The following is a 15543-nucleotide window of genomic DNA, read 5'->3' as shown; positions in this document are numbered from 1 at the left end:
ATGCTGGAGGTAGCAAGTTAAAGGCACGGGAATGGATGGGGCATCCTTGCCCCTGATAACGAGGTGGAACTCAGAACTCGTAGCCAACGGACACTTTAACGGTGCGCGGTTCGCCCTGGGTGACATACGTGCCGGAATCATCAACACTGGCCCAGTAGTTTTCGTTGGTCACGTTGTCGATGCCCGCGCGAACGGTCATCTGGTTTTGGTTCTGGTTAAGCGCGAAGCGATAACGCATACCCAGATCCAGGGTAGTGAAGCTGTCGAGCTTTTTGGTATTGGTCAGGTTTGCATACTGAGAACCGGAATGGTTCACGCGTGCCGTGGCGGTCAGACCCTCAATCGGTTTGATGTCATACTCGGCACCCAGCACGGCGTAAAAATTCGGCACGCCGATCACATCATTGCCCTGATTCAGGCCATTGTTGGTTTTGGTCATCTCCGCCTGCAGCCAGGTGGCGCTGGCGTTCAGACGCATGCCCAGCATCGGTTCACCGAAGACATTCAGCTCAACGCCGCGGTTACGCTGCTCGGCATCCAGACCATAATGTTTGGTTTCACTGTCAAGGATCGCCGAAGGCATCTTGATCTCAAACAGCGCCAGCGAGCCGCCCACGCGCCCGAAGTCCGCCTTCACGCCCACTTCGTTCTGCTTAGAATGGACGATACCGGTGCTCTGACCATAGTTGGTTGCGGTATTGGGCGCCGTTTTACCTGGCTGTAGCGCTTCGGTGTGATTGGCGTAGAAAGCGATCGCCTCCCACGGTTTGTAGACGACACCGTAAGTGGGCATCCAGCGACTGCCGTCAAAGCCGTCGGCGGCGTTTTCCGCACCGGTGACTTTGTCATAACCCCGGATGACCACTTTCTGATGGCGCGCCCCGACGGTAAACAGCAGTGTGTCATCCAGCACGCCCAGCGTATCGCTCAGCAGCCAGCCCTGAGTACGGGTGCGTCCGCTGGTCAGCGGATCGCTGTAGTTGCCGCCCTTGCCGTTTGAGTTGGTACTGGCTGGCGCATCAACGCCGCGGTTGTGGTAGATATTGGTATACGGGTTATCCGCCGCTTTGGACATCTTCCACGCGATTTTTTCGTTTTTGCTTTGCGCCGAGTAGCCGACGTTCACTTTGTGCGAGACAAAGCCAGTGTCGAAGTTGCCGCGAATCCCCGCCATGCCGCTCACCGTGTCGCTGATGCGGTTAGTATCAAGACGGCTGGCAGTGGCCGTACCGCTCTTATCCAGCAGTTTCGGCGCGCTGTAGAGACCTTCTTCGTGCGCGTGCTGAGCGCCAAGACCGGTATAGGCGGTCCAGTTGTCGGTGATGTCGTATTCACTACGCCACATACCGAATTCGTTTTCGATATCGCTGTACGCCCACTTCTGCGAGAAGTTGCGGTCATTTTTCGGCAGCGTCGGGATGAAATCGACCGCAGAAATGTTGACGCTGGTTGGGCTGCCGTGGAAGGTTTTCTTCTGATACCCCACGTCCAGCGAGGTGCGGAAATTATCGCCTTTGTAGTCCAGTCCCGTGGAGAGCAGCGTCGTACGGCGGCGATCGTCCTGAATTCGGGTTTCGCCTTCACGGTGGACCAGATTCACCCGTGCGCCAAACTGGTCGCTGTCACCAAAGCGACGACCGGCATCCAGCGTGGTGCCAATCTGTGAATCTGAGGTGTAGTCCACGCCGACTTTGGCCTGCGGGATGTCGCCTGCATGTTTCGGTTCAAGGTTGATCATCCCGCCGACAGCGGAGCTTGCGGCACCGTTCATCAGGGCGTTTGCCCCTTTGAAGATTTCGATGCGATCCACCATCTGCGCATCCACCACCTGACGCGGCAAAATGCCGGAAAGGCCGCCAAAGGTCATGTCATCGCCATCAAACTTCAGGCCGCGGATACGGAAGCTTTCCGCGCTGTTACCATAGCCCTGGACATACTGCACGCCCGCATCGTTTGCCACGACATCGGCAATGGTTTTTGCCTGCTGATCTTCAACCAGTTTAGAGGTATAGCTGATGACGTTGAAGGGGACGTCCATCGCGCTCTGTTGACCGAGCATTCCCAGCCTGCCGCCGTTGGCAACCTGCCCGTCAAGGAATGCCGGTAACGGCGTGTCGCCACCCGGTTTGAAATCATTATTCGTTGTCGCCTGAACCACAATGGTATCTTCCGCTTTTTTCGCAGTGTCTGCCGCCCAGGCCGTGCCAGAGATAGCGCCAATCGTCAGCGCCAGAATTGTTTTGGTGTTGTTCATGTGAATGCCATCAAAAGAAGTCAATGTGTCGGGGGGACGACATCCGCCCCCCGGCTGGTTTTTATTATTTATTCAGCTCAATGCGCACGACGCTGTCCGGCGCGTCGGTTGAGTGATCCTTATTAAATTTCTGTTTCACGGTGACATACAGAGTCTGACCGTCAGCAGAGAGCAGCAGGCTGTTTGGATTCGGCGGCAGATCCCAGCTTTTCTTCACGCTGTAATCGGTCGCGTCGAGGCTAAGCAGCTTCCCGGAATCCCGCTGGGTGATGTAAATTTCGTGGCGCTTGGCATTGAATTTCACGGACAGCGAATCGCCCACTTCCAGCTGTTTCAGCACCTTGCCGGTGTGGATATCGAGCACCAGCGTGGTTTTCGCTTTGGAATTGTCGGTCACGAACAGACGCCCGGTTTGCGGATCTTCTGCCATATTCAGCAGCAGCGCCGGTTTGTCACCCAGCGGCTTCCAGCGTTTCTCAACACGCTGGTTACGCGGGTTGATAACCAGGATCTCACCACCGCCATTCGCGGCATAGATGCGCTGAGTGGTTTCGGAGTAGTGCAGACCCGTCATCCATTTGCCGGTGTTTTTAATGCGCGTTTTCAGCTTCAGCGTTTCGGCATCAACCACCCAGATCACCGCGGGATCGGCGACCGCGCCGATATACAGCAGGCCGTTATGCAGCAGCACCTGACGTGCGCCATACGGGAAACCTTCAGGATTTCGCTCCGGGAACAGGATGCGATTTTTGACTTTGCCGTCCGCGGTATTCAACGCGCTCAGACCACCGTCCAGCGAGTTGGTGACGTACACCGTTTTGCCGTCCGGTGAAATGGCCATGCCAAAGTTTTTCAGATCCGTGTGGCTGCGCCCGATCGTCTTAAGCGTTTTGGCATCCAGTTTGTAGACCACCCCGCCCTGAACATCTTTAAAGCCTTCGGCACTGGCGACATACAGCGCGTCCCCTGCCGGATTCAGGGCCATCTCATACAGACCATCCGCCAGGGAGCGTTTTAACGTATCGGTCGCCACTGCTGGCGCCGCCACTTTTTCAACGGTGTTGGTCGGCGTGGTGGCGGGCGTAGTGGCCGCGCAACCGCTTAATGCTGCCGCGATCAGCACTGCCAGCGCGGTTATGTTTTTTTTCATTCCTGGGTTCCTTACCAAAAAAGAGACGCATTAAACAATAAAGAGAATGAGAACTATACTTATTCTCTTTTTCGAAGCAAGCGTATTTCGCACAAAAAATACCCTTAATGAAACAGAGGTTCGAATTGTGAGAGCTCAAACGAAAATGGTGAGTGAACGATAATTTCTGCGAATTATTCTGGACGAACAGGCCCCACAGGCCACAGAATGCGATTTGCACTTTTTTTATATTTTTCAAACGAATGACTTAACCTAAATATCGTCATTCATGTGTCGGTCACGCCAGGCAACGGTGTCATGAATAAAATCATCAAACGACTCGAAATCATTAAAAGCGCCATCGAACTTGAAGATGAGGAGATAATCCAGCAGCAGCTTGTGCATCTGCAGCGGGAATCTGGTGATCCCGTAATAACGGCAATTGCCCAGGCTATCGAAACGCGCCGGTTCAGTGATGCAATGCGTGAAATTGCCACCTGGTTGCAAAATCAGCGCGCAATAACCAGCTGGCAGGATCCGGCGATTGCCGCCAGCAAGCTGGAACTAAAAGCGCTGGAAAGTCAGTTGCGCGAGCTGATCGACACCCGCAATACCCGCATTCAGATTCTGGATGAATTTAACGACCAGTATCATTTGCGCCTCGGGCCGTTAATGAGCCGTATTCTCGAACTGCGTAAACAGCTCGCGGCCAGTGCCCAACGTCGGCAAGAGGCGGAGCGCAGACGCCGCGAGAAAGATTACCTCTCCTGTCAGCAGTACATCTCACTGGCAATCGATCGGTTAGCGCAACTCAAACAGCAGTGGATGGGCATGGACTCGACCTCTCGTTCTGCGGTCGACATTCGCCAGCGTATCCAGCAGCAAACGGAGTTGATTACCGATCTGCTCGCTGAGATCCGTGAACTGGAAGCCGATTTTTCCCGTCAGGATGACAGCGACACGCGACAGGCGCAGGAAGAGGCAGCGCATGAATATGAGGAATATCAGGAACAGCAGCAGGATGCTCAGCACCGCTTCGCGCGCGATCAGCGTCTTTCAACGGACGAACGCAATGAACTCAAACGCCTGTGGCGTCAGGCCAGCCGTCTGTGTCATCCGGACGTCGTCGCCGACGAACTGAAAGAGAAAGCACATCAGATGATGGTGCAGCTTAATCTGGCCCGACAGAATGCCGATCTGGTGGCCATTCGCGCCCTGCTCAACCAGTTACAAAGCGGTCTGGAACCGATGATGGCCAGCGATCGGCTGAACAACCTCGACCATCTGCGGCAAAAAATCCAGCAGTTGCGGATCCAGATTGACGCGCTGCTAAAAGAGATAGCCGGACTGGAAGCGGAAAATGCCTGGCGTCTGGCGACATCGCTTCGCGATAAAGAGGCATACTTTTCCGAGCAGGAGCGCGCGCTGGCTGAGTTGCGCGATACGCTGGAGAACCAGGTCAAACACGTTGAGCAGGATCTGCTGGCGGGTTAAGGCTTGTCTGCGACACACTGCTTACTGGCGACCGCTGAGCTGCCCGTTCAGCACAAATAATCAAAAACAACACATAATCATATAAATCAAGATAATCATTGATTGTTGTCTCTGCAAAAATCAATAAATATAAAACAATCAACCATCAAATTATAAATTTTAAGCAGTTACCTCCAACCGCAGCATCATCATTGCCGCATCAACCAGGAATATTCTTAACCTACGTTCCCCTGGATCGTCACGCTTATCCCACCTCACCTGACTGCGCTCCTTCCCGCCTCTTTTGCCTCCGTGATTTTTTAAGACAACCCCGCATATTCTTCATTATTTTCTTTCCTGTTTATATCAATCCATAAGTGAAATCTATCAATCATTCTCTCGACGTCGAAATAAACGATTTATCTTAAATTTTAACAAAGCGTAATATTTCTATTGAGAATAATCCCAATAAAAAATGTGAATTCAAACTGATTCCCGGCAAGGGAAAGAACCCTTTTTTAGTCATTTAAAGAGGGGCAGGATGCTATAGCCGATTCAAGGAGAAATTTATGTCTAAAGCTATTTTCTTTGGTGATAATTATTACACCTGGCTTGGCATGAAAAATATCCTGCGCGGGACATCAATCTTTTATGGCATACAATATTATGCAACCGATTTACCGCCCTCCTCTCTTCCTGCTGTCCAGAATAATGATTACCTCATTATTCATCCCGTACAGGCAGATATTCTGAAATACGCCAGCATCATTCGTCGTCTCTCCTCACGTTCGTCATTGAGGCTTTTCGTACTGACGGATGCCGAAACCTTTGCGGTGTTCCAGGCCATTTGCGGCATGCAGATGCACTTTCTCGATCACACGTTGAGCCTTGACGCACTGCATCGCCGGGTCACTCACCTCATTAGCAACAAGAACACGAGTCGTCCGCTGGATAACGCCATAAGCGTGAATGAATTTAACGTCATGATGATGTATTCCCGGGGCTGGTCACTGACCAGCATCGCCACTATTGCGCATAAAAGTGAAAAAACAATTGGTACTTATAAAAGCAATATTGCCAAAAAACTGGGATACCGCAACACCCATCTGAAATACAGGCTTTTCCATTATCGCTAACCATCAACCAAGGAAGTAAGACACGGCCGACTGATTATTATTTAAGGCGCGTCCAATCACTGAAAATTATTCCGCCCTGCGGAAGGGATTCCCATTTTCGAAATTTGACAACCCAGGCCGCACTCATCGTGAGCCAGCCCTAACCATAAATGCAATGCACCAGCCAACAAAAAAATAGAAATGCAGACGAGGTTATTATGAATAAGGTTTACAACATTATATGGAATGCGGCACTCGGGCTTTGGGTTGTCGCCTCCGAATTATCAAAGGGGAAGAAAAAAAGCCGCTCACGTAAAACGGGACGGCTTATCGTTTCCGGTTTATTCGCTGGCGTTTCGCTCACTGCCGTCGCGGCGCCGATCGTGACCGATGGTACTCGCGATATCGCCGTGGATTACCAGGATGGCCTCTCCGCTGGCGTCCATCAGGACGTCTTCAACTACGGTTTTTTATATGAAAACCACACCGGCGGCAGCGAACTGAATGTCACCGGCGCGATCCCCAACATCGCCTACGGACAGACCGGCATTGTGGAGTCGTCCACCATCCGGGATCTGCTGGAAAGCGGCAAAATTGTTATTACCGCCACCAGCCCCAGCCACGAGCAAAAATCCATCACCACCATTGAAGAACTGGCGGAATACCTGAGTCATACTCAGTCGTCTACCCCACAGCAAAGCGTGGAATTTCAGGTAATTGACCCGGCCGATCCCGAGACAACCTCCACCCTGAAGGTGTTTGATACCGCAAGCCTGGCAAACTTTATTAGCGTTTCGCAAATTGGCGATGCGGTGCTTAACACCTTTGATGCCAATGTGTCGCAAATCTATAAGCAGTTTGGCTTTGCTCTTGCCAAAGATGGCGCAACCGCCAATCTCAATATTGGCGATAATTCACTGAACGTCAGAGAAAATGATATCCGTCTGCTGGCAAAAGACTCTTCTCTGCTCAAAGCGCAAGACCTGAACAGCAAGGTCAACTGGCAATCCGATAACTACATCCAGTTTGGTGCTGCACCGGTCGTTCCGAGCAAAACCTTTGCCGGTTCGAAACAGACAACCGTGTTTGGCAATGACATCACCTTAATGACCTACGGCTACGACGAAGAGGGCAAGGTCGTTGAAACGGGTAATCGCACCTTTTCTATCAAAAGCACGGCGGATCTGGCGAATTTCAACAACTGGCTGATTGGCGTCGGCAGTGAGAGCGCCAAAACCCCCGACGGGCAAGATATCAGCCAGATCCAGCTGTGGCTGGATTCTGGCGCTATCAGTAAAGTGTCTGACGCACAGACTTACTACGCGAGCCTTATCAATCAACTGCTGACCTCCAGCACCAATGCCGACCTGCTGACCTGGGATTACGATGTCTGGACTGACGGGCAGGCGCACACCAATAACACCACGGCGGCTACAGGGGAGCTGCATGCCATCTACGCCAACGGACAAGGCACCACCGGCACCCTGGCCGCGGGCGCAATTCTGGCTGTCGATGGCAGTATCAATGGCGCAATGAAGGCCGATGGCGGCGGTTCTGTCCTCAATGAGGGGGCTCTGAACGTTCTGCGAACGTCTACCGGGCAGGGACTGGCGATAGGCATGCTGGCCAGTGACGCCAGCGCCACTAACCGAGGCACGATCAATTCCGGATTGTTTATCGATAAAGATGGTAATCAGAACGTCAACAGCTACGGCGCTTACGGTATGCAGGGGCTGGGAAACAGCACCGTGGTGAACGAAGGGACGATTAACCAGGCGATTACAACCAACAACTACGGCACTGCGGCCGCCGCCGACCCATGGTCAACCGATAAACCCAACAGTTCTCTGACGCTCGCTATCGGTATGCAGTTGTCCGGTGAAACCACCGGGATTAACAAGGGTGAAATTAACGTTGTCGACGGACGCAGTAGCGGCGCTTCATTTGGTAAGGGAACGGCTTACGGCGTTGAAGTATCCGGTGATGCCACCTTCACGAACACCGCAGGCGGGACTATTTACCTTGGGCGTAATGTTGACAACCCCGCTGAGGATATTGCGATGGCAGGCGGCGCAAGTCCCAGCGCCGGGATCCTGACACGAAGCTCAGGCGATGTCACCAATGACGGGACGATCACCCTTGGAACTGGCGTACGTAACGCCGCCGGGATCCTGGTCGGCAACGCCACCGGGAACGTTATCAACACGGGTAAAATCACCCTCAATGGTGACTCGTCGTCCGGCACCAGCCAGAACTTCGGTATTTCGGTACGCGACAGCGGCAGCGAAAACGGCCAGCAGATCCGCAACGACGGCGAGATTAACGTCAACGGCCACAACAACATCGGTATCCATCTGACCGCCAGTTCGAAGGACGCGCATGTGACGTCCAGCAATGCCGGCGCGATCGCGGTCGCGGGCGACGGCGGCACGTCGAACCGTAACTATGCGATCTGGGCCGAGGGAAGTACCACCGCTCAGGCTACCGTCGATGTGTTTTCCACGATCACGCTGGAAGAAGTTGGCAACATTGGCGTTCACGTCCGCGATAATGCGGTCGCAAACATTAACAGCACCAGCAGTCCGCTGTTCAAAAATAGCGATCAGATTGGCTACTACCTGTACGGCAACGGGGCGACCGCCAATATCGGCAAAGCCGAGATGAACGATAACGGCCAGGCGCGCACGACGCTGTTCCGCATTGCTAACGGTGCAAACTTTGCCGGTGATACGATCAATCCTTTGAATAATCAGTCATCTACACTCAAGATGACCTTAACCGGTGAAAAATCCATTGGCGTCTTCGCAACCGGTGCAGGCAGCACCGTGGATACAGGCGAAGCGACATTCATCGTCAGTGGCAACGGGGCCGCCGCCCTGCTGCTGGAAGGTGGCGCAACCGGTAGCATTAGCGATAAGACCCTTATCGAACTGACTGGCTCAAACACCACCGCCGGGATTGTCGACGGGCAGGCGCATCAGTTGAACGGTAACAAACAGAACGCCCCCGTCGAGACCGTTCTCAACACCAGCGCCACCATTCGATCCGCCGTGGATGGGCTGAATGTTATCGCCTATGTGGCGAAGAATCTGGGCAATATCGTGCTGCAACAGGACGCGGTTATCGAACTCGCCAGTAAAAACAGTATCGGCGTCGACGTGCAGGAAGGAGGACGGTTGAGCAACAACGCCTCCCAGGTATTGCATGTCAGCAACGGAATCGGTGTTCGCGCCTCCGGTAAAGACGCACAAATCAAAAAGCTGGGTGCGATAGAGGTCGATGACGGCACTGCAGGCGTGCTGCTGACCAATGGCGCAACGCTGAATATGACGGCGGGAAACGGTGGATTAGCCGATACCATTACGACCAACGGTACGGCGGACGGTATTCGCCTTGAAGCAGGCGCTGGCTCACTGACGGCCAAAGGCGTCACCATCAGCGCATTAGGCAGCGGCGCAGGGATTCAGAACCATGCCGAAAGTTCGGATATCACGCTAAACGACGTTACGATTAACGCCAACAACGGTCCGGGGATCCGCACCAGCGTGGCGCTGAACGTGAAAGACGGCGCCAACAATATGCTCAACGTCACCGGCTCTGGCTCAGGCTTTGCCTTCATGAAAGAGAACGGCGACAACGCTATCGGCGATTTGGCGATCGGCGCCGGTTACACGGTGCTGGTGCACAACGATGCCGGAAACGCCACAGGGAACGGGATCGATGCCCGCACCAACGGCAGACTGACCACCCGCGCCAATATAACCGTTCAGGACACGACGGGTGGATCAGCCATCCTGGCAAAAGACGTTTCCGCCCTCACCAACAGCGGCAACGTCACCTCCAACAGTGTAAACGGTCCGGTGGTGGATGCCAGCGGCGACAACGGTAAAACCATCACCAACAACGGAACCATTCTTGCCGCCACCGATCGGGATGTCGCCATTCTGTCCGGTAAAGGCAACGATACCATCAACATCAGCGGCGGCAATACGCGCGGCGTCATCAATACCGGCACCGGTAGCGACCGCTTTATCTGGAACAGCGGAACATTCGCCGGAGAGGTGAACTTCGCGGGGACAACCAACAACAAGGCCAACATCGGTAATGTATCGCTGACGAGCACGCGCCACATCACCACGCTCGCCGGGATGGGCAACGCCCTCACCTTCACGAATACCACGGGCCATGTCGGTTCACTGCTGGGAGATGACCTCAGTCTGGGAACCAACATCGGCAGCGGCTGGAATACATTAACGCTGACGGGCGCACAGGCAGATATGCGCATCGTTGAAAGCCTGACGCTGACTGACGGAACCCTCGCCGTTAACAACGGCGCGACGCTGCGCACAGGTGACCATCGGGATGTAAGTAATACCGGCGCAACCATTGGCAACTACAGCATTACCACCAGCGGCAATGCCAGCAATATCATCTTTGACACGCAGGGCAATGGCGCCGACAGCCAGATTTATCAGGGCACCATCAGCGGTAGCGGCAACTTTGTTCGCGCAACGGGCGGCACGACGGTTTTCACCGCCGACAATAGCTACAGCGGTTCGACCACCATCAATCAGGGCGGTGCATTACATCTGGGTCAGGGAGGCACGACGGGGGGTATCAACCCGGTTTCTCAGATCGTTGATGACGGTATTCTGACCATTAACCGCAGTAACAGCGTCCTGCTTAACGGGGTGATTTCCGGTATCGGCGCGCTGGAACAAATCGGTCAAGGCATCACGCGTTTAACCGGCACCAACCGCTATAAAGGGGAAACCACCGTCGACAACGGCACGCTGCTGGTCAACGGCAATCAGTCAGCCGCGACGGGCATGACAACCGTGAATGGCATGGCGACGCTGGGCGGTACCGGAACCCTCGGCGGCGACGTCGTGATGAATGACGCCACCACCCTCAGCGCAGGCGACGGCGGCGCGGGAACGCTGAAAATCAACGGTAGCCTGCAACTGGGCAGTAAAACGACGTCCGCATTTGAGCTGGGGCAGGCCTTCGTGCCCGGTGGCGCACAAAACGATCTGGTCGATGTTGCCGGTAATCTGCTGCTTGACGGCACGCTGAACGTCAGCCAAAGCGCAGGCGGCGCGTTTGGACCGGGCGTCTACCGTCTCTATAACTACGGCGGCACGCTCGACAACCAGACGCTGGCGTTGGGCGACGTTCCGGCGGGCCAGGATAAGAGCAACATTTTTGTCCAGACGGTGCTGGATAAACAGGTCAACCTGGTCAACGCCAATGGCGTCACGCTGCAGTTCTGGGACGGCGCGCAGACGGGTGAAAATCACGGTAAAACCGGGATTGAAGGCAACGGCAAAATCGACGGTGGCGATGGCAAATGGATGGCGATCGGAAACCAGGGCGATAACAACTGGACGCAGCAGGACGGTATCGGCAACGCACCGTGGGCGCAGAAAGCCTTCGCCGTCTTTACCGGCACCGCCGGCACGGTCGAAGTCGACAGGAGCGCGGGCAACGTTCAGTTCTCCGGCGCACAGTTTGACGCGGACGGCTATATCATCAAAGGCGATGCGCTGAACGCGTGGGAGACCATCGCGGGCAGTAATGAGCTGATGCTGCGCGTCGGTTCAGGCGGCGCGGGCGAAAATTTCACCGCGACGATCGCATCAGCGATCCGCGAAGGTGACAGTGCGGATAGCCTGACGCTGGTCAAGACTGACCAGGGGCGGCTGATCCTGAGCGGTGACAACACCTATCATGGCGGCACACGCATTGACGGCGGCACGCTGCAAATCTCGGCGGATAACAACCTGGGCCAGGCCGGGACCGGCGTCACCATCAACAACGGTTCCACGCTACAGTTGGGCGCGGACTTCACCACCGAGCGCGTCCTCACTCTGGGCACATCCGGCACGGCGGCCGTGTTCGACCTGAATTCGCATCACTTCTCCCCTGTTGGCGAGATAACCGGTGCGGGCAACCTGAAAGTCACCAGCAGTACCCACGATGCAGCCAGCACGCTGTCGCTCGACCGGGCCAACAGCTATCAGGGCACGACGCTGATTGAAGGCACCGGTCAGGCTCATAACGTCACGGTGAATGCCAGCCAGACGGGCGTATTTGGCAGCAACGCCAGCAGCACGGTGAGCGTAACGAAAGGCGCGACGCTGAACGTCAGCGGCGCTGCCACCCGTTTGCAATCACTGACGCTGGATATTACCGACAGCCTGTTAACGCTGAAAGACACGGTCACTGCCGCCGACGCGACGCTGAATCTGAATGGTAAAGCAAAGGCGCTGATTGCAGACGTTGCAACGGCAGGACAATCGACCATTAACGTATCAGAAGAGAGCACGCTGGCGCTGGAAGAGAATGCCAGCGGCGGTAGCGCAACGGTGACCAACAGCGGATTGATGTCCTTTGCCGGTCACGCGCTGGCACAGATGACCACCGTGAAAAACCAGTCCGGCGGCAACGTGGATATCAGCAACGTCGACAGCGCGACGTCTATCGGTTCGCTTTCCGGTGCGGGTAACGTTGCGCTGGGTGATAAAACGCTCTCCCTCGGCAATCTGGCGCTGGATGACACCATCAGCGGCATCATCAGCGGTGATCACGGCAACCTGGTGAAAATCGGCGACGGGACGCTGACCGTAACGGGTGACAACACTTACACCGGCACCACATCGGTCGATGAAGGGGTGCTGCTGGTCAACGGTAACCAGGCGGCGGCGACCGGTGACGTCACGGTCAAGGCGGGTGCGACGCTCGGCGGCAACGGCATTATTGGCGGCGCGGTGAACGTGGCGGATAACGGCCATATCAGCGCCGGTTCCACACTCAACAGCGTCGGCAAACTGACCACCGGTTCTCTGACCCTGAATGACCTGTCGCAACTGGACTATCAGTTTGGTCAGGCGTATACCCCAGGCGGTGCCTTCAACGACCTGATTAACGTCAACGGCGATCTGGTGCTCGACGGCAAACTCAACATTGCGACCTCACCCGGCGGCAGTTTTGATGTCGGCGTCTATCGCGTCATTAACTACTCCGGCGCGCTGACCAACAACGTGATGGACATTGCCAACGCCCCGGCAGCGGCGGACAGTTTGTACGTGCAGACGTCAGTGAAAAATCAGGTCAACCTGGTGAATCACGGCGGGCTGACCCTGCGCTTCTGGGACGGCACCGGCGGTGAAAACGGCGAACTGAAAAACAACGGCGTGATCAACGGCGGCGACGGTATCTGGCAGTCCAGCCATGGCAACGACAACTGGACCACTGATGAATCCACGCCGGAAGGCGCCCTGAACGCCCCGTTCACCGATGCCGCTTTCGCCGTCTTCCAGGGGGAGGCGGGCAACGTCACCGTGGATAACAGCCTGGGTGATGTGATCATCAGCGGCGCGCAGTTTGCCGCCGATGGCTACCGCGTGGCGGGCGATGCCATCACCACCGACACGGCCAATACGCTGATTCGCGTCGGCGACGGCACCGTCGATGGCGCAGGCTATACCGCCACCATCGACAGTCAGATCCGCGGCGCTGGCGGCGTCAATAAGAGCGATCTTGGCACGCTGATCCTGACCGGCGATAACCATTACAGCGGCGGCACGACCATTACGGCAGGGACGCTGCAAGTTTCCGGCGATAACAACCTCGGCGCGGCCAATACCGGGATCACTTTTAATGGCGGCACGCTGAAATATGGCGATGCGTTTAATACCGCTCGTCAGGTGACGCTGGAATCCGGCGGCGGGACCTTCGACACCAACGGCTTCAACGTTGCGCTGCTGACTGAAGTTGATGGCAGCGGTCAGTTAACAAAAACCGGTCAGGGCACGCTGATGCTCACGCTGGATACCTCCTACACTGGCGGTACCCACGTCGTGCAGGGAACGTTGCAGTTGGGTAACGGCGGTGAGATCGGCAGCATACAGGGCGATATCATCGCTGACGGCATACTGGATGTGAAACGCTGCAACAGCTACACCCTGAGCGGTAATATCAGCGGCGAAGGACAGCTCCACCACACCGGCAGCGGCACCACCACGCTGGAAGGAACGAATAGCTACAAAGGCGCAACGCTTGTCGCCAGTGGCGTTCTGCAAGCCGGTGGCGCCAATACGCTGAGCGCCGCGTCTCATCACTATGTGGCAAGCGACACTGCGCTGAAAACTCAAGGGTACGATCAGACGGTCGCCGGATTAACCAACAGCGGCAACGTGTCGCTGACGGGGGCGGCGGTTGGCTCCGCGTTAACGGTGAAAGGCGATTACAGCGGCAATAACGGGACGCTTGCATTAGCCGCCGCACAGAGCAACAGCGGTCAAGGTATTGCGGATCGACTGGTGATCGATGGCGGTAAGGTCAGCGGCAGCACGCTGCTGAACGTGGACGGTTCCGGACTGGGCGCGCCGACGGTAGGCGACGGGATCGAAGTGGTGACGGCGAAGAACGGTGCCACCACCACGGCGCAATCCACACGCGACGGTTTCTATCTGGCGAGTAACCGCATGTCCGCCGGGGCGTTTGAATACCAGCTGTATGCCGGCAACACGCAAGGTCTGGGCGAAAACTGGTATCTGCGCAGCGCCTATCGTCCGGAGACCATGCTCTACTCGGGTCTCGCCAGCGTGGTGCGTCAAGGCGACCTGAGCCTGTTAGGTAACCTGCACCAGCGAATGGGAGACGACGCGCGACCAGGTCTCGATGAAGACAACCGGGCGTGGGCGAGAATGATTGGCTACTCCGGTAAAACCAAACTGGATGATGTCACCGGCACGCAGACCACCAGCCACACAATGGGGATTCAGGCGGGGGTTGACCTCTACGCGAATGCCAACTGGAAAGCCGGTGTTTACACCAGCATTCTGGATATCGACAGCAGCGTCAAAGGCAGTAATGCGGGCAGCGCGGGTAAAGGCGGTAACATTGACGACAACGCGTTTTACCTGGGCGGTTATGCCACCTGGTTCTCCACGGATGGCGTATACATGGATAACGTCTTGCAATACGGAAACCATGACGCGCGCCTGTCAGCATCCGGAAACAATGGCTCCCATACCGTGAAAGGCCACACGCTAACCGCCTCGACGGAAATCGGCAAAGCGTTCCGTTTAGGGGCGAGCGCATGGAGTCTGGAACCGCAGGCGCAGTTGATTTATCAGTACAGCGATTTTGATGACAGCACGCTGGGCGGCGCGACGAAGACGAAAGTCAGACTCGATACCGCCGATGCCTTTACCGCCCGCGTAGGGCTGCGACTGAAGGCCGACTATGACACCCGTCACGGCAAGATTCAGCCTTATGGTCGCGTCAACCTGTGGCAGGGACTGGGGTCGAAAGACAAAACCCACTTCAGCAATGCGGTTGCGACCACAACGCTGGAATCCTCGCAGCAGTATTCCAGTACCGAGGTGGCAGCAGGTCTGAGCTGGAACATCGACCGCGATCTGCAGGTGTACGGCGAACTGGGCACGCAGTTCAACAACGGCGGGCATAAGTCGCAGGTGGAAGCGCCAGTCAATGCCTCCATTGGCTTTAAAAAGTCGTTCTGATATGAAAAATCCCTCTGGAATACAGAGGGATTTCAGATT

The 15543-nt window shown here is 55.7% G+C and carries 5 protein-coding genes; 3 read left to right on the top strand and 2 right to left on the bottom strand.

All coding sequences use genetic code 11. The features are described 5' to 3' along the window. Positions 1-70: 70 nt before the first annotated feature. On the bottom strand, positions 71-2254 hold the full coding sequence (locus F384_RS02405) for a TonB-dependent receptor (protein ID WP_046477151.1): 2184 nt from the start codon (positions 2252-2254) through the stop codon (positions 71-73). A 64-nt stretch (positions 2255-2318) separates the two neighbouring features. Continuing rightward, positions 2319-3404 (bottom strand): YncE family protein, encoded by a 1086-nt coding sequence (locus F384_RS02400; protein WP_046477149.1) that lies wholly within the window; start codon positions 3402-3404, stop codon positions 2319-2321. Positions 3405-3701: 297 nt separating this feature from the next. Between F384_RS02400 and F384_RS02395 the strand changes: the two genes are divergently transcribed. From F384_RS02395 to F384_RS02385, 3 genes are all read left to right on the top strand, one after another. Beyond that, positions 3702-4877 carry a DnaJ family molecular chaperone gene (locus F384_RS02395; protein ID WP_046477147.1) on the top strand — a complete coding sequence of 392 codons (1176 nt, stop codon included), beginning with the start codon at positions 3702-3704 and terminating at the stop codon, positions 4875-4877. 548 nt (positions 4878-5425) lie between these two features. Then, positions 5426-5992 (top strand): LuxR C-terminal-related transcriptional regulator, encoded by a 567-nt coding sequence (locus tag F384_RS02390; RefSeq protein ID WP_046477146.1) that lies wholly within the window; start codon positions 5426-5428, stop codon positions 5990-5992. A gap of 197 nt (positions 5993-6189) precedes the next feature. Beyond that, positions 6190-15504 (top strand): autotransporter outer membrane beta-barrel domain-containing protein, encoded by a 9315-nt coding sequence (locus tag F384_RS02385; protein WP_046477144.1) that lies wholly within the window; start codon positions 6190-6192, stop codon positions 15502-15504. Positions 15505-15543: the final 39 nt, after the last annotated feature.

This window comes from Citrobacter amalonaticus Y19 (assembly GCF_000981805.1).
Classification (GTDB): Bacteria; Pseudomonadota; Gammaproteobacteria; order Enterobacterales; family Enterobacteriaceae; genus Citrobacter_A; species Citrobacter_A amalonaticus_C.
Note: the sequence above shows the minus strand (reverse complement) of the source record. Positions and strands in the feature narration are given on the sequence as shown.

What these genes read in the sequence shown, in the direction of transcription:
- F384_RS02405 (WP_046477151.1), bottom strand. Translation starts at nt 2,254, where the DNA reads ATGAACAACACCAAAACAATTCTGGCGCTGACGATTGGCGCTATCTCT.
- F384_RS02400 (WP_046477149.1), bottom strand. Translation starts at nt 3,404, where the DNA reads ATGAAAAAAAACATAACCGCGCTGGCAGTGCTGATCGCGGCAGCATTA.
- F384_RS02395 (WP_046477147.1), top strand. Translation starts at nt 3,702, where the DNA reads ATGAATAAAATCATCAAACGACTCGAAATCATTAAAAGCGCCATCGAA.
- F384_RS02390 (WP_046477146.1), top strand. Translation starts at nt 5,426, where the DNA reads ATGTCTAAAGCTATTTTCTTTGGTGATAATTATTACACCTGGCTTGGC.
- F384_RS02385 (WP_046477144.1), top strand. Translation starts at nt 6,190, where the DNA reads ATGAATAAGGTTTACAACATTATATGGAATGCGGCACTCGGGCTTTGG.